Source organism: Pseudoalteromonas arctica A 37-1-2 (genome assembly GCF_000238395.3).
Taxonomy (GTDB): domain Bacteria; phylum Pseudomonadota; class Gammaproteobacteria; order Enterobacterales; family Alteromonadaceae; genus Pseudoalteromonas; species Pseudoalteromonas arctica.
Genome location: NZ_CP011027.1, coordinates 24,674 through 45,496 on the forward strand (window position 1 = coordinate 24,674; position 20,823 = coordinate 45,496).

General features: G+C 37.5%; 21 protein-coding genes. 14 read left to right on the forward strand and 7 right to left on the reverse strand.

What is annotated here, in order from left to right; genetic code table 11:
- Positions 1–4: 4 nt before the first annotated feature.
- The gene (gene gapS6a / locus PARC_RS21115) at positions 5–364 is read left to right on the forward strand and encodes a GapS6a family protein (protein WP_010555469.1); all 360 of its coding nucleotides are present in this window, start codon (positions 5–7) and stop codon (positions 362–364) included.
- Positions 336–3,638, forward strand: coding sequence for a GapS6b family protein (gene gapS6b, locus PARC_RS21120; RefSeq protein WP_010555470.1), 3,303 nt, complete (start codon positions 336–338; stop codon positions 3,636–3,638). Before gapS6a ends, gapS6b begins: the two co-directional genes overlap by 29 nt.
- A 162-nt stretch (positions 3,639–3,800) precedes the next feature.
- On the opposite strand, the gene PARC_RS21125 is transcribed toward gapS6b, so the two are convergent.
- From PARC_RS21125 to tnpA (PARC_RS21150), 5 genes are all read right to left on the reverse strand, one after another.
- Positions 3,801–4,079: a helix-turn-helix domain-containing protein gene (locus tag PARC_RS21125; RefSeq protein ID WP_010555471.1), complete on the reverse strand. Its 279-nt coding sequence runs from the start codon at positions 4,077–4,079 to the stop codon at positions 3,801–3,803.
- Between the two features lie 50 nt (positions 4,080–4,129).
- The gene (locus tag PARC_RS22030) at positions 4,130–4,210 is read right to left on the reverse strand and encodes a hypothetical protein (protein ID WP_373372466.1); all 81 of its coding nucleotides are present in this window, start codon (positions 4,208–4,210) and stop codon (positions 4,130–4,132) included.
- 44 nt (positions 4,211–4,254) lie between these two features.
- The gene (gene tnpA / locus PARC_RS21135; protein ID WP_010555472.1) at positions 4,255–4,560 is read right to left on the reverse strand and encodes an IS66 family insertion sequence element accessory protein TnpA; all 306 of its coding nucleotides are present in this window, start codon (positions 4,558–4,560) and stop codon (positions 4,255–4,257) included.
- An 862-nt stretch (positions 4,561–5,422) separates the two neighbouring features.
- Positions 5,423–5,656, reverse strand: coding sequence for a RepB family plasmid replication initiator protein (locus PARC_RS21580; protein ID WP_010555473.1), 234 nt, complete (start codon positions 5,654–5,656; stop codon positions 5,423–5,425).
- Positions 5,657–6,058: 402 nt separating this feature from the next.
- Positions 6,059–6,472, reverse strand: coding sequence for an IS200/IS605 family transposase (gene tnpA / locus PARC_RS21150; protein ID WP_010555474.1), 414 nt, complete (start codon positions 6,470–6,472; stop codon positions 6,059–6,061).
- A gap of 548 nt (positions 6,473–7,020) precedes the next feature.
- Between tnpA (PARC_RS21150) and PARC_RS21910 the strand changes: the two genes are divergently transcribed.
- The 7 genes from PARC_RS21910 (at position 7,021) to PARC_RS21185 (ending at position 14,023) form a co-directional block, all read left to right on the forward strand.
- Complete coding sequence (locus tag PARC_RS21910) at positions 7,021–7,701, forward strand: RNA-guided endonuclease InsQ/TnpB family protein (protein ID WP_238142585.1); 681 nt, start codon at positions 7,021–7,023, stop codon at positions 7,699–7,701.
- A gap of 327 nt (positions 7,702–8,028) precedes the next feature.
- Complete coding sequence (locus PARC_RS21160; RefSeq protein ID WP_010555477.1) at positions 8,029–9,024, forward strand: tyrosine-type recombinase/integrase; 996 nt, start codon at positions 8,029–8,031, stop codon at positions 9,022–9,024.
- 8 nt (positions 9,025–9,032) lie between these two features.
- The gene (locus tag PARC_RS21165) at positions 9,033–9,524 is read left to right on the forward strand and encodes a hypothetical protein (protein ID WP_010555478.1); all 492 of its coding nucleotides are present in this window, start codon (positions 9,033–9,035) and stop codon (positions 9,522–9,524) included.
- 396 nt (positions 9,525–9,920) lie between these two features.
- The gene (locus PARC_RS21170; RefSeq protein ID WP_010555479.1) at positions 9,921–10,397 is read left to right on the forward strand and encodes a hypothetical protein; all 477 of its coding nucleotides are present in this window, start codon (positions 9,921–9,923) and stop codon (positions 10,395–10,397) included.
- Between the two features lie 86 nt (positions 10,398–10,483).
- The gene (locus PARC_RS21175; RefSeq protein WP_010555480.1) at positions 10,484–10,900 is read left to right on the forward strand and encodes a topoisomerase DNA-binding C4 zinc finger domain-containing protein; all 417 of its coding nucleotides are present in this window, start codon (positions 10,484–10,486) and stop codon (positions 10,898–10,900) included.
- Between the two features lie 263 nt (positions 10,901–11,163).
- Entirely contained in the window at positions 11,164–11,604 is a 441-nt protein-coding gene (locus PARC_RS21180; RefSeq protein ID WP_010555481.1) for a hypothetical protein, read from the forward strand.
- 262 nt (positions 11,605–11,866) lie between these two features.
- The gene (locus PARC_RS21185) at positions 11,867–14,023 is read left to right on the forward strand and encodes an AAA family ATPase (RefSeq protein ID WP_010555482.1); all 2,157 of its coding nucleotides are present in this window, start codon (positions 11,867–11,869) and stop codon (positions 14,021–14,023) included.
- Positions 14,024–14,608: 585 nt separating this feature from the next.
- On the opposite strand, the gene PARC_RS21585 is transcribed toward PARC_RS21185, so the two are convergent.
- On the reverse strand, positions 14,609–14,749 hold the full coding sequence (locus PARC_RS21585) for a hypothetical protein (protein ID WP_158522947.1): 141 nt from the start codon (positions 14,747–14,749) through the stop codon (positions 14,609–14,611).
- Between the two features lie 346 nt (positions 14,750–15,095).
- Positions 15,096–15,647 (reverse strand): cytochrome b, encoded by a 552-nt coding sequence (locus PARC_RS21200; RefSeq protein ID WP_010555485.1) that lies wholly within the window; start codon positions 15,645–15,647, stop codon positions 15,096–15,098.
- A gap of 474 nt (positions 15,648–16,121) precedes the next feature.
- Between PARC_RS21200 and PARC_RS21205 the strand changes: the two genes are divergently transcribed.
- The 5 genes from PARC_RS21205 (at position 16,122) to PARC_RS21225 (ending at position 20,530) form a co-directional block, all read left to right on the forward strand.
- Positions 16,122–16,847 carry an NYN domain-containing protein gene (locus PARC_RS21205; RefSeq protein WP_010555486.1) on the forward strand — a complete coding sequence of 242 codons (726 nt, stop codon included), beginning with the start codon at positions 16,122–16,124 and terminating at the stop codon, positions 16,845–16,847.
- Between the two features lie 374 nt (positions 16,848–17,221).
- Complete coding sequence (locus tag PARC_RS21210; protein ID WP_010555537.1) at positions 17,222–18,055, forward strand: tyrosine-type recombinase/integrase; 834 nt, start codon at positions 17,222–17,224, stop codon at positions 18,053–18,055.
- Positions 18,052–19,143: an IS91 family transposase gene (locus tag PARC_RS21215; protein ID WP_096058057.1), complete on the forward strand. Its 1,092-nt coding sequence runs from the start codon at positions 18,052–18,054 to the stop codon at positions 19,141–19,143. Before PARC_RS21210 ends, PARC_RS21215 begins: the two co-directional genes overlap by 4 nt.
- Before the next feature lie 388 nt (positions 19,144–19,531).
- Entirely contained in the window at positions 19,532–19,966 is a 435-nt protein-coding gene (locus PARC_RS21220) for a hypothetical protein (protein WP_021031995.1), read from the forward strand.
- Between the two features lie 48 nt (positions 19,967–20,014).
- Positions 20,015–20,530 (forward strand): hypothetical protein, encoded by a 516-nt coding sequence (locus PARC_RS21225; protein ID WP_010554777.1) that lies wholly within the window; start codon positions 20,015–20,017, stop codon positions 20,528–20,530.
- Positions 20,531–20,823: the final 293 nt, after the last annotated feature.

The following is a 20,823-nucleotide window of genomic DNA, read 5'->3' on the forward strand; positions in this document are numbered from 1 at the left end:
AAAGATGGAATTTTTAACTGCGACTATGTTGTCAGGATTAATCTATGATGGTGTTAAAGAGGGCGCTTCTATTGGTTTTGATTTATTAAAACGTAAATTAAAAAATTGGCTCATAGATGATTCTGAAATTGAAAAAATTGCGGAGTTGTTAATTGATGCTGGTATAAACGAAGACTTGGCACCTCACGCCATTGAACGAAAAATTACAGAACATCAAGAGTTAAATGAGTTTCTTAAAAATATCAAAAATTCAGGCGATGTTGTTAATGTTACGCAAAGCACTAATACAGGCCACAATGTTTATAGCTCAGGAAATGGCAATGTAAGCATTGGTGATGTGGTCACTAATAAAGGAAGTAGCTGAATTGACTAAAGAGCCGTCCGTACATCAACAAACAGAAAAAGGCCATAACGTTTTTGCCAAAGATGAAGCATCAGTAGAAATTGTAAGTTTTCAAATAACTGACTTGTCTTCAGACGGGCTAGAAACATTTATTAAAGAGTTTGCTAGGCTAGTAACTCATAGGTGTTGGTCTAAAGCTCTCATCTTTATAGAAAGTTTGAAAACTGTAGATAAGTTAGATTCAGAATGTAAAAGTCTACTCAAAGTCCTTGAATATAAGCTCCACGCGACTCAAGGAAAGCCTTACGATATAGTGCCAGATTTATTTTTAGAGTTAATTGAAAGTGAACGCTCTACTCTTATTGTTAAAGATATTGTCGAAGCTGCGTATTTACATTTTTTGAATAAGATTTCTTCGGAAAGAGCCTTAAAGCGATACAAGTCAAGTAAGGTTGCCAAGAGTTTATCTAAAGAAACTTATTTTGAAAAGTTAGCTCAGTTAGAAGAGCTTAACGAGCAAATATCTAAAGGGACTGTTGGAATTAGAGAACAAGACTTATGCTCTTACGTAAGATGTGCTCTGAGACTTGGCGAGTATGAATTATCCCTCGATCTAGCCAAAGAATTAGTACTTGAACATCCTAACCAAAATAGCACCGTTCTAAACTTACTTTGCAGTGCATACAAAGTTCATAATTTGATTGGTACTAAACATTTTTGGATGATAAACCAGTCGCTAATTGACTTACTCATTGAGACAATAGAATCCGTCAAAGCTCTTTCTTCTAAGATTGATGATGGAAGAGTATTTCAAGCAGCAGCCGTTTTACTTGCTACAACATGGTTTGAGGACGTAGATTTAACAGAGCTTTGTGATGAGCATATTGAAGAAGCCGAAAAAGTCATCCCTGACATTAGAACGCGTCTTCAAACCAACATTCCAGTCAATACTAAACCTAGCAATAAACTCCGCGCTCAAAATCCTGAAGACATAAACGAAAATGATTTTCCTCAATTATCAATGACTTATTTAAAAGGTGGTATTAATAAAAGGCAAGTCAAGAGATGGTTAGACAAAGGTGGTAACGTAACGGCCTCTAAACCTCAAATCAAGCAATTTATCGAAATTTTTTTAAGTGCCATTGCATTCGATCCGACTGACTTACGAGATAAACAAAAATTATCGGATAATCTTGAAAAATACTTAGTTGAATATGAAAAAATTACGCAAGAGATTAACCCCCAAGCACTTTATCAACTTTGTCTAAGCTTGAACCAAATGGGGTTGAACTATCAAGTTACAAAGATAATAGAACCATTGCTTCCTCAAAAACCTTGGGCTTCTCCAATCATAGATGCTTATTCAGAAGCATTGTTAGGCTCTGAGCAATTTGAAAAATTAGATTCTTTTCTTGCAAATATGGATAGTGAACAGGATAGCTATCGACTAGCTGCTGTGCGAATCTCAAGGGAGTTTTTATTACTTGAATTTGAAAATGCCAACACACTAATTCAAAAATCATTAGCTAGGTATCCGCGATCAAGCTACTTTTGGACTTTGCTAATTCAAAATAGCATTAAGGTTGGATTACCAGAGAGTGATATTGAAAAAAATATACATGAAATTCCAACGAGTCTGTTTGATGATTACTCATATGAGAAATTACAATTAGTTCAATCTATCTCGGTGGTAGATGTTGCTTTTGCCGAGTCAATTTTGTTGGAGTGGTTTATTGATGATCCGGCAGGTATCGCAACCCACTTAACTAATATTCATTTTGGAACTTTATCTAAATCAGACAAACGTATAGAGCGAAGCTACCCCTCTGATCGTTGTTTCGCAGCCGCAACTTATAGAAAAGGTAAAAAACAATTTACTAAGCTGTTGGTGGAAGGTTGTGAAACTAATGAGTACCTATTAGATGTTGACAGTCCTCTGGGTGAAATGTTGCTTGAAATGGACGCTGGTGACTCGAATCAGTTAGGCATGGATACAGTAACCTTAATAGAAAAACTATCTCCAATTGTTGGTGCATTCAGGATTTCTTTAGATATCAGGTCTGCTATCAATGCTGGAAATGACTGCTTTTATCAGATGACGTTTAATGAGCAGGAAGGAATCGATGGGTTATTAAAACAAATAGATGTTTTCTCAGAGCAAAAACAGTTAATTGAGCCACATATTGATGGACAGTTGATACCACTTTTGATGAGAATAAACCGTTCTTTTAAGTACGATATAGTTAAAGGTGCATTTATATACTTAAGCGATAAGGAAAGTAATAAGTTCCTTGATTTGTTTTCAGAAGGAGAGCCCATAGTTGATAAACTAGTTTTGGATGCGCTTTCTTTAGTATATTTCAGTTATACTGGCTTGGCTTCTGCGCTTATAGAGTCAGATATAGAAGTATATGTTTCAGGAGAAACAAAAAATATAGTTCTTACTTGGCTTGAACAAATGGGACGAGAGGATTATTTATCTGTTGGCAAAGTCGATGGCAATTATTTTAAAAAGACTGCAGAAGATATTGCTAAAGACCAAAATGTTAAGTCGCTTAGAGAGCTGATTGAATACTGTGAAGAACTAACACCAATTTCTTTTAACGTACCAGAGCCTTTGCTAAGAATTAAAGACATTTTAGATATTTCACATTATTCCTCTGTGAAGCTTTCTGTCTCTCATGGTATCCCTATCTTCTGTTTAGATACTACTTTCTGTAATTACTACAGAACGCTAGAGCTGCCAATTGCCAACGTTTATCAGTTGGTCTTAAGGGTTAAAAAAGGCGCTATAGGTATTGAAGAGAGGTTAGCAAGATGTAATGTATTTTCTCACCTAAGGGTGCCCATTTCTCACACTGATGTAATAAATCTATGTAGATCAAATGAAACTGGGCAATTCTTAGCTGCTAAGATATTAAAGATGAACTCCAACTCCTATCACTCACCCGAAATAGCACTTCAAGTTTTAACAGAGTGCTGTATCAAGTCAACTTGTACAGCTTATCTAGGTACGTTTGAAAGCCTAGATTTGTCAGAGTGGAAGTTCACTGAAAATATTGTATATGCTTGCTGTAGCTCAGCAATGCAATGTCTCGAAGGAAAATACTCTGAAAATAAATTTGCCCAGCTAATTGTAGAAATTACGTTTAGATTAAGAGGTCTAAATGATGTTACAAAGCTTGTTATGGAACTGTTTAGGCGATTTGCGAGTGGCCATTTTCTGGATATTCAAGCTATTGATGAAGAGATAAAAAGACTTGGATTGTTAAGACAAAATCAACAAGGGAAATAATAGTCTCTCCAAAAGATTCAAAACAACTTTAGCAACTTAAATTTACCGAATGACAACTTTACTTGCTAAATAGAGTATTGTGTTTAGCTATTGCTGGGATCGTAATGAGTCAGTCAGAATGACTGTTTATGGGGTTTTGCGCCCATCCCCTCGAAATTAACCTTAGTCTAAATTTTTAAGCTTTTTTCTAACTCTAATTACCGTACTTCGACTAACTCCAACTGCTTCAGCCGTTTTATTAATACTAAATCCAGCTTCAGTAAACGAGGCAATCCTATCATGAGCCTCTAAATCAGGCTGACGACCGTGATAAAGTCCCTTTTGCTGTGCTTTTACAATACCTTCTTTTTGCTTACGTTCACGTTCTCGATATTCTTTATATGCACTGGCCGCTAATATTTCTAACAGCATATTATTAATAGCACTAAGTATTGATCTCATAAAATCATCACTTGGAAAACTGCCAAATGTTAAATGACTGGTTGGTAGATCTAAACTAACGCTTGGCTTAAAGGATCGAGAGATAGGGTATCGCTGACAATAATACTTAACCCATTGATTGATTTTCGCATGTCGGTGAATCCCGTGACCAAGTAAACTTGGTGGGTGCAAGGTGTCACAGTACGCTCAATAATTTGGCGAGTGCTTGGTGCGCTAATGTCGACTCGAAGTCTATTTGATAGCCGTTTGGTGTGGTGAGTTTAATGATTGAAGGGTGTGTAAAGGCTTGCTCATGAATAACAAACGGGATCACCTGTTGCTTTTTAACCCTTATCGTTTCGTCAGAAAGGCGTTTACGCCAAACATAGAAAGTCGATGCGTTAATGTTGTTATCACGACAAAATTGAATGATGGCTAAACCACTCGATTTTTGCTGCTCAAAAATGCCTTGCCAGTGTTTTATTTTTTGCTGTTTATTCATAATTACCTCAGGTTAATATGCTGAGTAAATTATGCATAGGTAGCATTAATATTGGTATGTGGGTTTAATTGCGCGCTTACCCTTATTTTCAAGCAAGAGTTTCCTGACACTATGAATATTGACTTATGCTAAACAGTATAAGCTATTACAAAATAAAAATATTTTTTAAAAATTTAATATTATATTGTAAAAAATGAAATGCGTTTCACTCACATAGATTAGGTGGAAAAATTAACTATGCCACTATAATTTCACACTGCTAAGTGTGAGAAAACGTATTATTCTGAGTTAGAAACGGCCTAGTGAAAGCAGGGAATTCTACATTGAGTATTCACTATTTCACCGATTGCGCGTGAAGCTACGATAAAAATCGCTGATTTGAGCGCGCCAAATCCGTTCACTGGTTGTCATTTTAACGCGTAAAACAGCCTTAAATTTGGTAAAAAAGTGCCTGACCACATAATAAAAAAGTGTATTTTTTCACTTTTTCATCTCAGACTTTTAGCTGCTAAGACTCTATTAAATAGCCATATTGAGACACGGTGAATCCTTTTTTATGGGCATTATTTAATATGTTGGCATATTAAAAAGTGAATTTTTACACTTTTTTATCTCAGACTTTTAGTGTGCTAGCGTGTCGTAAATAGCCAGATTGAGACACTTCTCACTCGCATTTTTCACGATTAAAACTGTCTCAAATGTTAAAAATTAGACGTTTTTCTGTCTCATTTAAAAAGCCAAATAGCGCGCAAAGCCTTGCTGTGTAAGGGCTGTCGGGGAGGGTGGTGTTTTCTTCTAATCTTAGCCTGGGTTAAAGTTTGTAAAATGATAAAAGAAGATGCGATTAAAGTATCCAAGCAACTCACTGAACCATAGCCTTGGAGAAAGCAGAGGCAGCCCTTTTTATGTCTCTGTATGGATTTTCCGACTCAATAAAAATTTCTTGCCACTCACTTGCAAAAATTGTTACTGGGTTGGAGATGCCAAACAAATAACTTAGAGGCTCTAATTTCGACAATGCTAATGTTCTCAAGCGCATGGCGCTGAGAGGCATATTATAGGAAGCATTAATTAATTTGTTAGGCATATTAATCATGGTAATACTTTTCTCCTGAAGTGAATTTTTTATATCTTTTCACTTATCGAAACTAAAGTAACGACCATTTGACCATATTTACGTTTTTTACACTTAGCACCTTATTGAACACCATTTTAATGGTTTAACGCACCAAAATTGCATATATTACATACCTTAATAACTCCATTAATATGCCGGTTAACAATGTTATGGGACAGATTAAGAGTCAAATCATCAAAACAAAAACAAGTTTAACTTTTCTATATCTGGTTATCGCTCAAAGCTGTCATTCTTCTTCTAAATTCCAACTTTAAGCTATCTGATCTACCCAATAGCGCCAAGTGCTCCATCTAAATCTAATGAGCCAAAGCGAGTTAATTTAGGTGGTGGTGAAAGGCGCACCACCACGAAGTGGTGGCTTTAATCAAATCCTTCCTGCTGAGCTAAATATTGCTTCACGATTTCAAGTGGTGCACCTCCGCAACTAACCAGACAATAACTTCTGCTGTAAAAAACTGGCTTCCAGTAAAACTCACCCAAGTGTTCGGAAAACTCCTTTCGCACAAGTCTTGATGTAGCAGTTTTTAAACTGTTCACCATTTTACTTGGTTGCATCTTGGGATTAGCAGAAATTAAAAGGTGAAGGTGATCTGACTCACCATTGCACTCCAAAAGCTCACAATCCCAAGATTTTAACAACCTTTTGTACTGAGATTCTAAGTACGCGGCAACCTCTGGCGTGATACAGCGATGACGATATTTAGTTACAAGAACTAAATGATAGTGAATATTATAAACGCTGTGATACAGCGTTTTTAGGGCTTGTTTTTTCATAACCACTAAATATAATTAGTTGTTATGAAAAAAGCAATCCGTAAAGTTACATATAAAATGAAACCATCAGTTTCTCAAGAAGAATCGCTGATGGATTTGTTTGTCCACCATCACCAGTTGTACAACTGGGCTTTACGTGATCGCATCGAAACATATCGTGATTCTAATTACAGTCTTAATTTTCACGAACAGTGCAAAATCAACACTCTGTGGCGTAATAATCGTAAAGCGCATGGCATTTTCAATGCTAATGCTCAGAGTGAGCAAGTCACATTAAAACGTGTTGCACTGGCTTTTGACGGTTTTTTTAGACGGCTCAAAAAAGGTGATAAGAAAGCTGGATTCCCACGTTTTAAACCATTTCAACGCTTTAAAGGTTGGGGCTACAAGGCTCATGGTGATGGTTGGAAGCTCAACCTGAAAGAAAAAAAGCATGGTGCTGTTTATTTGGCTGATGTTGGTATCGTTAAGATCCGAGGTAAAGCTAGAAACACAGGAGGCAAGCCGAAATCATCCGAAAGAATGGTGAGTGGTTCATTTCAGTTTCAATGGAGTATGACACCATTGAGAGAAACTGTGGCACTAAAGCTGTTGGCTTGGATTGGGGTGTTTCTCATTACTTTTCGACTATCGATCAGGATGGTAATTTTGAGCAAGTCGAAAACCCCCGTTACCTCAGAAACAGCAAAGAGCGATTAACCTCTTTACAGCGTGACCTCGCGTTAGCGAAAAAAGGCACTCGCACCCAGCGAAAATTAAAGCATCAAATTGCCAAACTCCACCAGAAAATCGCCCGTCAAAGACTCGATTTTACTCATAAAGAAACTGCAAAATTAGTTGAAGTGGCGGCATTGATCGCCACCGAAAAACTCACCGTTAAGAACATGACTCGCAGTGCCAAAGGTACTGTCGAGAAAAACGGAAAAATGGTGAAACAAAAGGCTGGTCTGAATCGGGAAATTCTGAACACCGCGCCAGCCATGACTCTTAATTTACTGCGATACAAAGCGGAAGAAGCTAGTAGCGAATTTGTTGAAGTACCAACAAAGCAAGTTAAGCCAAGTCAAACCTGCCCAGACTGCGGAGCTAAGAAGAAGAAATCCTTAGCAGACCGCTGGCACTCATGCGAATGTGGTTGTGAGAAGCCCCGCGATGTAGCCAGTGCGCAAGTTAACTTAAACTGGGCGTTAGGTATTCAGGCTGGGAACCAGCCTAAAAAGGTAGCTTAGGCTTTCTTTTTGAAACACCTTCAAAACGCGCAGCGTTTAGTGGGAGTTGTTCATCAAACTTAAAAGCCTACTCTTTACTATGTTTATGCGAATTCAGCTTTACCTCTACTTATTAAAATGTACCTTTTAGAAAGTAGAGCCTGTGATATAATAAATATCGAGTCAACACCATCAGAATTTAAAATTAGAAGCTGTAATTTAGGTGTGATACTGGGCAAAATAAACACAGATAATATGTCCGTACTTCATTATGTAGGGTTGTTCTAAACACACAAACTTAAACTAAGTATGGAGCAAAAGCACAAAGTTACTTTGAGGCATCAAAAAATGCACGAACAAAACAATGATGAAAATACCGAAGTCACATTTCTCCCTGCAGAGCGTACTTTTGAAGTATTAAGTGCGGAGGCTGCTGGCACTGGTGTAAATGGTATTGAAAAAAATCCTGCTGTTTCATACTTAATGGGCTTAAGGGCTGAAAGTAGCCGGCTAGCCATGAGGTCGTTTTTAAACAACATAGCTAAAATGATGGGCTATCATGATTTAAGAACCTGTCCTTGGGGTATGCTTGAGCGGCACCATGTACAGGCAGTTTTGACCATGCTCACTGATGCGGGAAAAGCACCGGCCACTATAAATAATTACTTGGCGGCAATAAAAGGTGTAGCCGTAGAGGCATGGACACTTAAGCTTATTAGCACCGATACTTACCAACATATCAAGTTAGTTAAGTCGGTTAGAGGGTCAAGAATACCTAAAGGTAGAGCCCTGGCCCCTGCTGAAGTTAAGAAATTATTTTTCACATGTGAAAGTGATAAGTCTGCTATTGGGGTTAGAGATAACGCTATTTTATCTGTTTTAGTCGGGTGCGGATTACGAAGAGCTGAAGTTGTATCCCTTGATTTTTCTCATTATAACCGGCATAACCGCTCGCTAAAAGTGCTAGGTAAAGGTAATAAAGAGCGCATGGCCTACTTGCCAGATGGCGCATTTCAAAGGCTTGAAAGCTGGATTGAGGAAGTGCGAAGTGATATTCCAGGGCCACTATTTAGTCGTGTTCGTAGATACGATGATGTTACCTCAGAGCGCATGACTAGCCAGGCAATTTACCATATTTTAAACAGTAGATCTGTCGAGGCCGGTATAGAAAAGTGTGCCCCGCATGACCTAAGAAGGACATTCGCTTCGTCAATGCTAGAGAACGGCGAAGATCTAATTACAGTTAAAGATGCAATGGGCCATGCAAGCTTAGCAACAACGCAAAAATATGACTTTAGGGGTGATGAACGCCTAAGAGCAGCGAGTAAACGCTTAGATATTTAGGGGGAAGAATGTCACAACAGAACAATTTTGGTGAAGCACTTACATTTTATGCAGATAGGCACCCAGAACCATTAAAGCGCACAGCTATGAACGTTCAGTACACATCTAGTCGGCTTGGCTTGCAGACGTTAAGTATTGAAATGACTACTATTAACTCCCCTGGTGAATCACCAGACTGGGCAAGTAAAACGATAATTCAGTTGACTAAAAGCGAGTTAACCGGGTTGTGCGGCGTGTTATTTGGCTTGAAAAGCGAAGTAAAAGCTTCATTTCATGGCGAGAATAAAAACAAAGGGATGGCAGTTTATAATAATGGTGCACAGGGGGCTGCTGTCACTATTTCAGTCGCTGGCCGACACTTACATCACTTTTTATCACCCGATGATAGACTTGAATTAGGGGTTTTTACTTTACGCAGATTGTCGGACGCATGGAAAGTTACACCGTCTGATACCTTAGCAATATTACGTCAAAATGAGTTGATAAGAAGAAGCCAGTAATGAAAGACATTCCTTATGTGGGTAACTATCATATCGGAGGACAATAAAGTTCGAAACTTTTCGATGCTATTTGTCGCAGTCTGCCTTTTGTTCTAACAAGCTTTTGCCCCAAACGTGTTAAAGTAATTACTTTATAGGACGGCTTTGAGCGATAACCGGACATTGAAAAAGTTAAATTTATTCCTGTGTTTTTGAGTAGAAGCCTAATTTTATACGATAACATTATTAATCGCCGCTTTGGTGCAAAATAACAAGCTTAATTTCTCGCTATTTTAATTCTTGTTTACAAAAGTAATTATTGATGAAATTATTCGTGTATGTAATATATGCCGTTTTGGTGTGTTAAGAACCACCAAAACAGTGTTCAATAAGCTGTTAGCAATCAAGGAGGGTTAGGTGTCAAATTCGAATCAAGAGTTTTTATCAATGGCACTTGCTTATATAGAAATTGGCAAAGTGTCTGCAAAATCTGACTCTGAGCTAAAAAACGCTTCTGAATATGAAAATGCCATTGCGTATCAGCTTTACCACTCTGTTGAACTGTTTTATAAGTACATGCTGCTAAAAAAGGGGCAAACTAAAAGAGTACATGATATCGCAGCACTCGAGACTGAATACAAAAAGCTCTTTCCAGGGCCACAATTTAATCTAGAGCATCCTTTTGACTTTTCGAGTTATCAGGCGAGTGATTTGAACCCTCGCGAGGCTGAAATGGCTGAGGCTCACATGAAAAAATTCAAGCCAAATTTTATGGACCAGCATTTGAGATACCCTAGCAACCATAATACTGGTGGCTACTCATATAAATTTGAGTCTTGCTACTTTGATAGTATTAAAGACCAAATGTTGAGAATCAGCGCAATTGATTGCTAACAAGTCAATTAACTACGCACGTAGGGCGCCGGACGCAGCAGAGCTGCGCCGGTTATTGAAGCGCTTTATATTTTAAAGGTAAGGTCGTGATAAAAAACATACTGAAGACTGCATTCAATAACTTCCAGGCCTTTTTTGTAACTTGGGTTATTATAATAATTGTTAATCAACTTTTCATATTTGGGGCTTGCTTTGCTCCATACTGCGTTGTGGCAGCGTTACCACATACATTTGTTATCGCTGTTTTGATTAATTATTTTCTTAATGATGAGGAATCAAATGAGCCTCAGAAATTAGTAAAACCAGAAAGTGATAATCAACTTAAATTTACTCAAGTAGAAAACAATATTGAAGAAAATGATTTTGAAGAAACTGAAATACCTTTTTGTCCAAAGTGTGGCTCAGCAATGGTTCTAAGAACTGCTAAAAATGGGCAATATGCTGGTAATAAGTTTTGGGGGTGTTCTAAATACCCTAACTGCAAAGGTTTGTTGAATATATAAAAATATAAGTCACTCAAAAGGACAAATAACAGTTGGTTTTTGCTCCTTCGTCGCTTATGTTAACCATCAATTATCAGCCCCTTATTGGGGCCTTGAGGCTGTAGAATTTCTCCTTTTTAAGAAAAACAGTCTGTTTTATGGGTTCCAAATGCATTACCTAATGCTTTAAAAACGCTTAGAGTTAATTACAGGAACTCGTTTTTTAATTGAATTTGGCTGCTTGAGTAATTCTACAGTCTCGTTATGTTTCAAGGAAGGTTCTGGTGCAAATTGGATTACAGAGTAAAACTCAAGTAAAGAAAGGCGTTATCGAATCATATTGGTTCGAAAATGAAACTATAGGTTTATCTAAAACTCTCTTTCATCGAATAACACTTCCCCTAGAAGAATTTGATTCAGGTCTTGATTACGATGAACAACCAACCCGAACAGAAATCGTTTTAGATTGGTTTGAATTGGGCTTGTCCGATCCTTCTAAATTAGATGGTTTAAATTTAAGTCACTCGATATACCAAGAAGCAGAAGGTTCTGTTTATATCGGGTGTGCTCATAATTGGTGCGATGTTAAAGAGTTAAATATCGTAAAAAATAAAGATGGAAACTTTGACGTTTCAGGTAATATTTTCGTTGAGTTCACCAACGAGGGTGTTGGTGAAAGCGAAGAATTCACATTTACATCTTGTTGTGAGTACGTTGAAAGATAACAAGAGACTAAGATTATGACCGTCCGCTCATGGCACAGAGCCGTCATTCGGCTCTGAAACGTTTTTGTCCATCGACGATTTATCAATATAACTCACCTTTGCCCCTTTTTAAGTTACACCTAATTAATTCACCTTATTGCCGAGCCGTGATTTGACATACTTTTTCTCATTCTAAAAGTGGATATGATATTGGTGGCGCTTCAATGGCTGTTTCAAATAAGCATGACTAATAAGTTCAATTTCCAGTTGGTATAGGCATTATATGATTACACAAATAAACCTTGGTAATGTGGCAAGTTATCGAAATACAACAACTCTCAACACAGATAAAAAAGTAAACATCATTTATGGCTTAAATGGTACTGGTAAAAGTACATTCTCCAACTACTTTTATGCGCTCGACCCCCTTAAATACAAAGACTGTTCTCACACAAACGATGGATGTAAGGTTCTTGTTTATAATCAGAAGTTTATTCGAGATAACTTTTATTCCAAAGACTCTATTAATGGTATTTTTAGCCTATCCAAAGAGAACAAAGAAGCTAAGGAAAAGGTAGAGCAGCTTGGGAAAGATATTGATCAACTCAGTGAAAAAAGCAACGGCTACCAAGCTGACATTAACAAAGAAAGTGATGCTTTGAAGAAAGCGACAGATACGGCAGAAAAAAAGGCTTGGGAAATAAAGACGAACTACTCTGGTGGTGATCGCGTTCTGAAATTTTGCCTTGATCGGTTAATGGGGAACAAAACAGTTCTGTTCAATCATCTTGTTTCTGTCCCTTTGCCAGCCGCTAAACCAATTAAAACGATTGAACAGCTTAAAGAGGAAGTTGCTGCAATTGATGGTGATAAAGCCACTACTTACAGCGTCTTACCTAAGATTTCATTGTCAGAGCTTTTGCCTGAGGAATTAGAACTACTCAAAGAAATAGTGATTGGTAATGAAGATAGTCCAATCGCAAAGCTGATTAATCAGTTGAAAAACTCTGATTGGGTTAGTGATGGTTTGCAGTACCTTGATGATATTGAAGATGAAACCTGTCCGTTTTGCCAGTCTAAGACGATTACGCCTGAGTTAATCTTACAGATCAAAGACTACTTTGATGAGACGTATGAAGCAAGTAAGCAGAATATAAGCAATATACTTACCAAATACCAAAAGATAGTTGATTCTCTTACTGATTTAGACACCTACAAGACATCGCCTTTTTCTGCCGATTTCCTTGCCGAAATGACAGAGTCTTATGCGTCAATTGCTGGAACATTAAAGTCTAATTTATTCAAAGTTCAGCAAAAAGAGCAAACACCAAGTCTGAAAGTAGAGTTGGAAGAGCTTTGCGACCATGTTACCTCATTTAATAAACATGTAGATGCAGTGAATACCAGTATTGGTATTCACAACCAAAAAATTGCTAATTCAGAGCAAGAATTGAAACGCATTAAAGATGAGTTTTGGAAAATCATTCGTTGGGAATACGATCAGACGATAAAGATTTATGAAGCAAGTAAAGCGGATTACAGCGAGAAAACGACCAAGTTAATAGAAGACAAGAAAGCTATTGATGTAGATATCATCACTCTCGAAGTTGAACGAACAGAGAAGCAAAAAGAAACAATTAACATTGATGAATCTATTGATAGTATCAATAAGGGGCTGATTGATATTGGTATTACTGATTTTCATATTGAGAAGCACGAAGAAGACCTATATCGCCTTGTAAGAACTGGAACAGAGGGACCGATCTTCTTGTCGTTATCTGAGGGCGAAAAGATGATTATTAGCTTTTTGTATTTCCGAGAATTGTTTAAAGGTAAACAAACGGCTGATGAGGCACACGTTAAAAAGATTGCGGTAATTGACGATCCAGTTTCAAGCTTGTCTCATATCTTTGTTTACAATATCGGGCAGCTAATTAAAAACGATTTCTTCAATGGTGATGGGGCGGAGCAAGTTTTTGTTCTCACGCATAGTCTTTACTTCTTTTATGAGCTTGTTGATTCAAATCACAAGCGAAGAAAAGAAAACCAATCTCTGTATCGGCTATCTAAAAATACGAAAGGCACAACTATTGAAACGATGAAGTATGAAGAAGTACAGAATGACTATCAATCATACTGGTCTGTTATTAATGACAAGGATCAACCCGCTGCTTTGATTGCCAACTGCATGAGGAACGTAGTTGAATACTTCTTCAACTTTGTGCAGAAATCAGACTTGAGTAACGTAATGCAAAAACAAGAGCTTCAAGATGTTAAGTATCAGGCTTTCATTAGATATATAAACCGAGAATCACACTCACTTGGTCAGAATATTATTGATTTTAAAGAGTTTGATTATGGGGCGTTTAGAGAAGGTTTAAGGTTACTATTCGAAATCACGGGGTATCCTGAACACTATCAGAAAATGTCTCAGATATAGATACGTTAAATAGTGAGCTGAGCAATCGAAAATAGACGGTGAATTAAGCGATTTTTCAATACATAAAGTAATTTATGAATTACTAATTTAGCAAAGTCGCTAGCTCATTTCTGTCCATCGACGATTTATCAATATAACTCACCTTTGCCCCTTTCCGTGACAGCTAGATTTTGAGCCGATAAATATTCACTAATATTTGCCCTACATTACCTAATGTTAAACTAGGAAGCATGCACATTTGAATAAAGGTGTTTAGGATGTCAATCGTGATGCTTACTTTATTATGACTTATACAGTTATTGTGAATATTTATGCAATTACTAGTGGGTTTGATATATCTATTTCCCAACATATGGATATACCGGTTCACCCCAAAGGTCATTAGGGTTATTCATCATAATCTCAATGATCGTTGGTACTAGTAGATCCAGTATATTTGTACAATATCTCAATTGTTGACGATTGGCTGAGCTATTAAAAGTGGCCCCACCATGCATGATTTGATTTCTGAGAGTATATAACCGAGAGAACAGTACACTAAGGACAGTAGCGGTGTTTGTCAAACTAGTTGTCGCGATCACTACGTTATGCACTCTCAGCCTTGACACTATTTTGTTCAGGGTTTAAGTACACTTCTTTTGGTAAATTCCAATTACGGATATTACCGCTCCAGCGCTCAGGGTGAGCATCTTTAGCACCTTGATAAACTTCTTTTCTATTAGCCAATATGTCACCCGCTAATCCTGAATGCCTTTGATGTGGGCTGACGTATTTGATGCCACTATGTTTGTGGTTAAAATTATACCAGTGGCTAAATTTCAACACCCAACTACGCGCCTCATCAATTGTTGAAAACCCTTTATACGGATAATTTTATAGTGCGCGAAGGGCGGATCTTTCTGCTCCGACCACACTCATATGTATACTTTACACAGTTTTAACAAATTAGCTAAGATATTACTATCACTAAGTTTTCTATTATCTTTAAGCAGATCTAAATAGAACACTATACGCGCGTCGCACATATCCTTGAATATGTGCGAAAACAACGGGTTAACCACTTAATTAGCTGTTATTTTTTAGGCAAACGCATTCGTGCAACCGTATTATCAGATAAAACATAGTGGTGGAATAAGGCGGCGGCTGCATGTAGTCCAATCAAGTAATAGCCAACTTCCCCAGCGGTTTCATGCAGCTCTTTTATGGTTTTAGCTAAGTCTAAATCTTTACTGGCCAATGGCGGCAGCTCTAGACCAAAAAACGGAATTGGTTTGCCCGCCATGCTCAAAATTAACCATCCAGCAATAGGCATAGCAAACATGAACCCATACAAAATAACATGCACTAGTTTGGCCAGGTTATTTTGCCATTTAGCTGGCTGTGGTTTTATATCAGGAGCCGAACCACCTACTATGCGAGCAATTAGCCTAACGCTTACTAAGGCTAAAACCGATAAACCAAGCATAAAATGCCACATTTTAAAGGCATCTCGGGTTGCTGTTCCTTTGTCGAATAATTCGCGCAGTTCAATGCTTGCGTAAACAGCGACTATCAATATGAACATAAGCCAATGCAAAGCAATGGAGAGTGTATTGTAATGAGTTGTTGTATTTTTTAAATTCATAGTGCCCCTCGAAAAAATTAAACCTTATATTAATCGTATAAAGTTACTGACCATTTAGCTGTTTTAGAGCTTAAAAAAGTAGCCTACCCCACTACAAAGTAACCTATCATTACTAAGCATTTAGTGATCTAAAACATAAAATTTATATTTTAAAAAACATGAGTAAATATACTTGATAAGCACTTTCATTGTAAGTACGTAAAAAAATGGAGACACATAAAAATTAAATATGGGCTCCAAGAAAACCTTATAGAAAAAACATTTATAAACAATTTAATTAGTTCAAATGGTTGCAACTAGCAGCAGATGACCAACAAGGAGACGCCTCTAATTTGGGTCCCAAATTAACCAAGCCACTACAATACTGTTATTTGGCTGGAATATGGAAAATAATAGCCTAAGTATTTACTAGAAAAAGTCGAGAAACTGTTTACTGTAGTGGTCAATAAGATTTTAAGTTTCAAGGAAGCTTTTGTGAGAGATAAAGAGAAAATTGCGGTATTTATTGATGCAGATAACGCACCTGCTCAAAAGATAGATAAAGTGCTATCCGAGTTGGCGCGATATGGTGTAGTCAACATTCGTAAAGCATATGGAAATTGGAAAAATCAAAATCTGAAACCGTGGGAAGACGTGCTTCATGAATTTGCAATACAGCCGATGCAACAGTTCGATCTTACCAAAGGCAAGAATGCCACAGATATGGCATTAGTAATTGATGTTATGGATGTGCTGTATACTAAAGACATTGATGTTATTTGCCTGGTGTCGTCCGATTGTGATTTTACTCCCTTGGTAACTCGTTCTTTGGCTGATGGTAAATTTGTGATTGGTTTTGGTGAACGTAAAGCACCACTAGCTTTCGTTAATAGTTGTTCACTATTCCTCTATCTTGACGAAGATAGCGAAAAAGACCCTCCTATACAAAAACAAAAAAAGAACATAAAAAGTGACACCAAGTTAATTAATTTGCTTAGGCAAGCAATTGAGGCTGTCGAAGAAGACGATGGCTGGGCCATGTTAGGACCAATCGGTACACATATTTCAAATCACGCATCCTTTGACCAGCGTAATTATGGCTTTAAGAAGTTGAGTGATTTATTTCAAGCTATAGATTTGTTTGAGATGAAAAAAACAAATGGCTCAGTTTTATGGATTAGGGATAAAAAGAAAGCAAAACAACTTAACAAATCAAGGTAAGGCGCTTTATTAATATCCGCTTATGGCACTTAGCCAAACTTCGGCAAAGAGCGATAACCGGTCATTGAGATTGGCTAAATATAAGAGTTAGTTGATTGGTCAAACTACTCTTTGCGCATATATTCATGAAAATGAGCGGCGCGTGCATATTGGTTCATTTAACTCTACCTAAAAACTTTAGAAAACTTAGTGATAGTAATGCCTTAGGTTATTTGTTAAAACATATATAATGTAGATAAATGAGCGTGGAGTCGGCAGAAATATGCGCGATGAGCGCACTATTAAATTGTTGAACTAAGCCGCTACGCGGAGATCCTATTCTGACCATTTGAGCCACACTTACCTTGGGGTTATCCCATATTTGGAGGTAAGTCATGAATACACTCATTGAACAAGTCAAAATTGAAATAGCCTACCGTGGTTATTCACAAAGTACCTGTAAAAGTTACTGCGAGCATTTACTTAAACTCAGCCATTATTTTAATAAACCACTCGATTTAATTACTGATGATGAGCTGAATATCTTTTTTAAAGATCCCGCCATTCGCAAGCTCTCCAGAGCGAGTCAAAAAATACAAATAAACAGCATTTGGTTTTTGTTTAAGAATATTTTACACCGCCCACTGAACTTAGACATAGCCTTGCCTAAAGCAAAACCTCGGGCACCTACTTATTTATCGCGTGATGATATTCGACGACTTATAGAAAGTTGCACGGATATGCGCTTAAAAACATTGATAGTGGTGTGTTATGGATGTGGTTTGCGTATTGGCGAACTGCTGCGCATCAAAGTGCAAGACATCGATGGACAGCGTAAAACCATTTTAATTGAACATGGTAAAGGAGATAAGTCACGCTATGTTGTTGTATCAGATAGCGTGCTAAATCAATTACGTTGCTATTGGAAAATGTATCACCCAACGGGCTGGATGTTTTATTCACGATGGTTAATGGATAAACCTATGTCACCCTCAAGCTTCAGAAAGGCATTGAAAAAACATGCACAAATGTGTGGTTTAAAGCACTGTAATCCACATGTATTACGCCATGCTTATGCAACACATCAACTTGAGTTAGGGATGCCGCTTCATCAACTTCAACATCAGCTTGGTCACAGTGACATTAGAACCACGCAAAGTTACTTACACTGGTTACCTGAATTAGGGCATGGTGGTATTGATTTACTCGCAAGTTGGGGAAACCAATGAGAGGCTTGCACCTCGCTGATATTTTAAATTCTGGCCTTGGGAATTATCGGCAGCACCACATAATGAGTTATCAGCAGTTACGAGTCTGCCAACACCTTCAATCATGCAGAACGGGTCAGCTCGGTTATCAAGCATGGCAATGTGATAACTGTAGTGAAGTACAACAAATTGGATGTAGCTGTCGAGATCGGCATTGCCCACGTTGCCAAGGGATGGCTACGGCTAAATGGGTGCAAAGACAACAAGAGGATTTATTATCGTGTCGCTATTTCCACCTTGTTTTTACGCTCCCGCATGAGTTAAATATCATTGCGCACTACAACCCAAACGCGTTGTATCACTGTTTATTTAAAGCTGCATGGCAAACGCTGTGTAAATTTGCGAAACGAAAGAGGCATGGCCAGTTAGGCATGACAAGCGTACTGCATACGTGGGGGCAGAACTTAAGTCAGCATATTCACCTGCATTGCTTGATACCCGCAGGCGCGCTTGATAAAGCGCACTGGCATGAAATAAAAAAAGGCTATTTATACCCCGTTAAAGCATTATCAACAGTGTTTAGAGGGAAAATGCTCGCGGCGCTCAATGAATGCGATAGTTCATTCGCGAAGGTAAGCACACCAACCAAATGGTGCGTGTATAGCAAAGCCTGTTTAACGTACAGTGAAAAGCTAGTTAGTTACCTTGCTCGTTATACCCGAAAAGGCGTGATGTCAGAATCGCGATTAGTGTCAGCGACTGAAGAAACAGTGAGCTTTAAATACCGCGATTATGCAGATAACAACCGCGATAAAGTCATGACTCTGAGTTGTGATGAATTTTTACGGCGCTACTTACAACATGTATTGCCCAAAGGGTTTATGCGCATTCGTCACTATGGCTTTTTAGCTAATGCGTGTCGCAAGCGAAAGTTAGGGTTAATAAAGGCTCAAGTATCAGCAACCCCATGCAAAGCGGTGAAGCCGAAGGTAGAGCAAGAACGATTAATACCCCATTGGTCTTGCCAGTCATGCAAGACGGGTACCTTACGATTTATTGGTGTGATGAATTTAGATGAGGCGACAAATAAAATAGCGCGAACGAGTTAGCAGCCTTGCTTGCTGCATCAAATCAATAAGTTAACCTGCTTAATTGCTCAGGCTAATAGCGACTGTGCGAGCGAAAAATATCCTTGCTTAACGGTTAAACATTCGGTTTAATGAATAGATAATAAACGCTGAGCAATGCAGGGAAAGCTTAAATTATAATAGGTAAGCTTATTAAATTAGCTGATTTAGCTAGAGCCTCTAAAAAGCAAATTCCCATAGCATAAACAACACCAACTCTGACACACCGAGCAGGTAGCGCCTCAGTCCAACAAGCGATTATGCAACACAAACTGCGTGTCGCATAAATACTAAAGTGTTATGTTTCAAAAGGGGTCTATGCCTTCTAAGCATTTCAATCTCAGCATCAATTAAATTATAGGGAATTAATTTGGTATCTAGATTTTTAAATAATTTATCAACAATAGAGACTCTATTGTTATCATTTGAGTTAGATGACTTAAAAAATGCCAATGAAGCAAAAGCAAATTTATTCGCTTTAATTAAGGTTACTTCTAAATTTGACGAGTATCTAGAACAAATAAATGAAGTTACATTTAAACCAACTAATGCAATGTATAACAAAGGTCACCACACGTATAAGGATCATTTTAATGCTGCTAAAAATAAATTACTTTCAGTAATTAGTAGTATAAAAAGAGAAGTAAATTATGGTGCCTTAGAGTTGGTGCCCTTGGCAAAACCTGAGACAATATCACTTCCTTGGTTTTGGGATAATATTTCTATAGGAGCCCTATGGAAAATAGGCGGAGTTTTATTTATTACTCATACATTTATATTTGGCCTTGGTACGCTGTTAAATTAACTACAGGGTAAAATGTTTATAACAAGGGTTTTAAAGTCGGATAAACTTATGTCGAACATTAGCTTAGAAGCATGGAAAAGTGTTAAACAAATTCAACAAAAGTATGATTATTTTATACTCGGTTTGAGTAGTGCCCTATTTGCCTATCTTGGAGCAAAATTTGAGCCCGAGGCATTCTCGTTTTCGCAAAACTCATTTGAAATTTTTGCACTAGTATTTTTCGCTAACTCAATACTCTTTGGCATTATGAGATTAGAAAGCGATATAGCAGTGCAATCCAATGACCTTAGACAAGCTCAAGCACAAGAGAAACTTGATGTTGTTAACAAAATCCTTGCTTCACCATATAGAAATATAAACTTAGATACTGGTAACGAGACATCTAAAGCGGAAGCATTAAAAAGCAAACAAATTCTAAGCGAATTTATTTATAGTATAAATGAGCATGGTAAAGAGTTAGCCAACAACTACACGTTTAAATTTAAAGTAAGAAATTATTCTTTGTATTTTGGTTTCATACTGTTAATTTTTTCAAAATTTATAGGTATCTATCAGGCTCAGTAGGCATAACAAACAACTATTGCCACTCACTTTGTTCGCTGGAACATTAACATGCAGGCTCAGTCTCTTCGCTCTAATTTTAGCCTGCATGTTCATACCCCAAAGTTTGGCGTTAACAATGCCTGCTATTGGCACTTTCGCTACGAACGATAACTGGATAGTTAAAATTTTAATGTCTGAAGTCAAGATTGACCCCATTAGCTTTTGATAGAGCTTCGTTCTATCCAGAATTTGAACAGATTAGTTCAGCGTTATTTGTAATATAATAACTTTGTAGTTATTTTACTTTTTGGTTA

Bases quoted from the DNA above. Each gene is read 5' to 3' on its own strand.
- PARC_RS21185 (WP_010555482.1), top strand. From the start codon at position 11,867: ATGATTACACAAATAAACCTTGGTAATGTGGCAAGTTATCGAAATACA.
- PARC_RS21910 (WP_238142585.1), top strand. From the start codon at position 7,021: ATGGAGTATGACACCATTGAGAGAAACTGTGGCACTAAAGCTGTTGGC.
- PARC_RS22030 (WP_373372466.1), bottom strand. From the start codon at position 4,210: ATGCGAAAATCAATCAATGGGTTAAGTATTATTGTCAGCGATACCCTA.
- tnpA (WP_010555474.1), bottom strand. From the start codon at position 6,472: ATGAAAAAACAAGCCCTAAAAACGCTGTATCACAGCGTTTATAATATT.
- PARC_RS21125 (WP_010555471.1), bottom strand. From the start codon at position 4,079: ATGAGATCAATACTTAGTGCTATTAATAATATGCTGTTAGAAATATTA.
- PARC_RS21580 (WP_010555473.1), bottom strand. From the start codon at position 5,656: ATGATTAATATGCCTAACAAATTAATTAATGCTTCCTATAATATGCCT.
- PARC_RS21210 (WP_010555537.1), top strand. From the start codon at position 17,222: ATGAATACACTCATTGAACAAGTCAAAATTGAAATAGCCTACCGTGGT.
- gapS6a (WP_010555469.1), top strand. From the start codon at position 5: ATGGAATTTTTAACTGCGACTATGTTGTCAGGATTAATCTATGATGGT.
- PARC_RS21165 (WP_010555478.1), top strand. From the start codon at position 9,033: ATGTCACAACAGAACAATTTTGGTGAAGCACTTACATTTTATGCAGAT.
- PARC_RS21200 (WP_010555485.1), bottom strand. From the start codon at position 15,647: ATGAATTTAAAAAATACAACAACTCATTACAATACACTCTCCATTGCT.
- tnpA (WP_010555472.1), bottom strand. From the start codon at position 4,560: ATGAATAAACAGCAAAAAATAAAACACTGGCAAGGCATTTTTGAGCAG.
- PARC_RS21160 (WP_010555477.1), top strand. From the start codon at position 8,029: ATGCACGAACAAAACAATGATGAAAATACCGAAGTCACATTTCTCCCT.
- gapS6b (WP_010555470.1), top strand. From the start codon at position 336: ATGTGGTCACTAATAAAGGAAGTAGCTGAATTGACTAAAGAGCCGTCC.
- PARC_RS21215 (WP_096058057.1), top strand. From the start codon at position 18,052: ATGAGAGGCTTGCACCTCGCTGATATTTTAAATTCTGGCCTTGGGAAT.
- PARC_RS21225 (WP_010554777.1), top strand. From the start codon at position 20,015: ATGTCGAACATTAGCTTAGAAGCATGGAAAAGTGTTAAACAAATTCAA.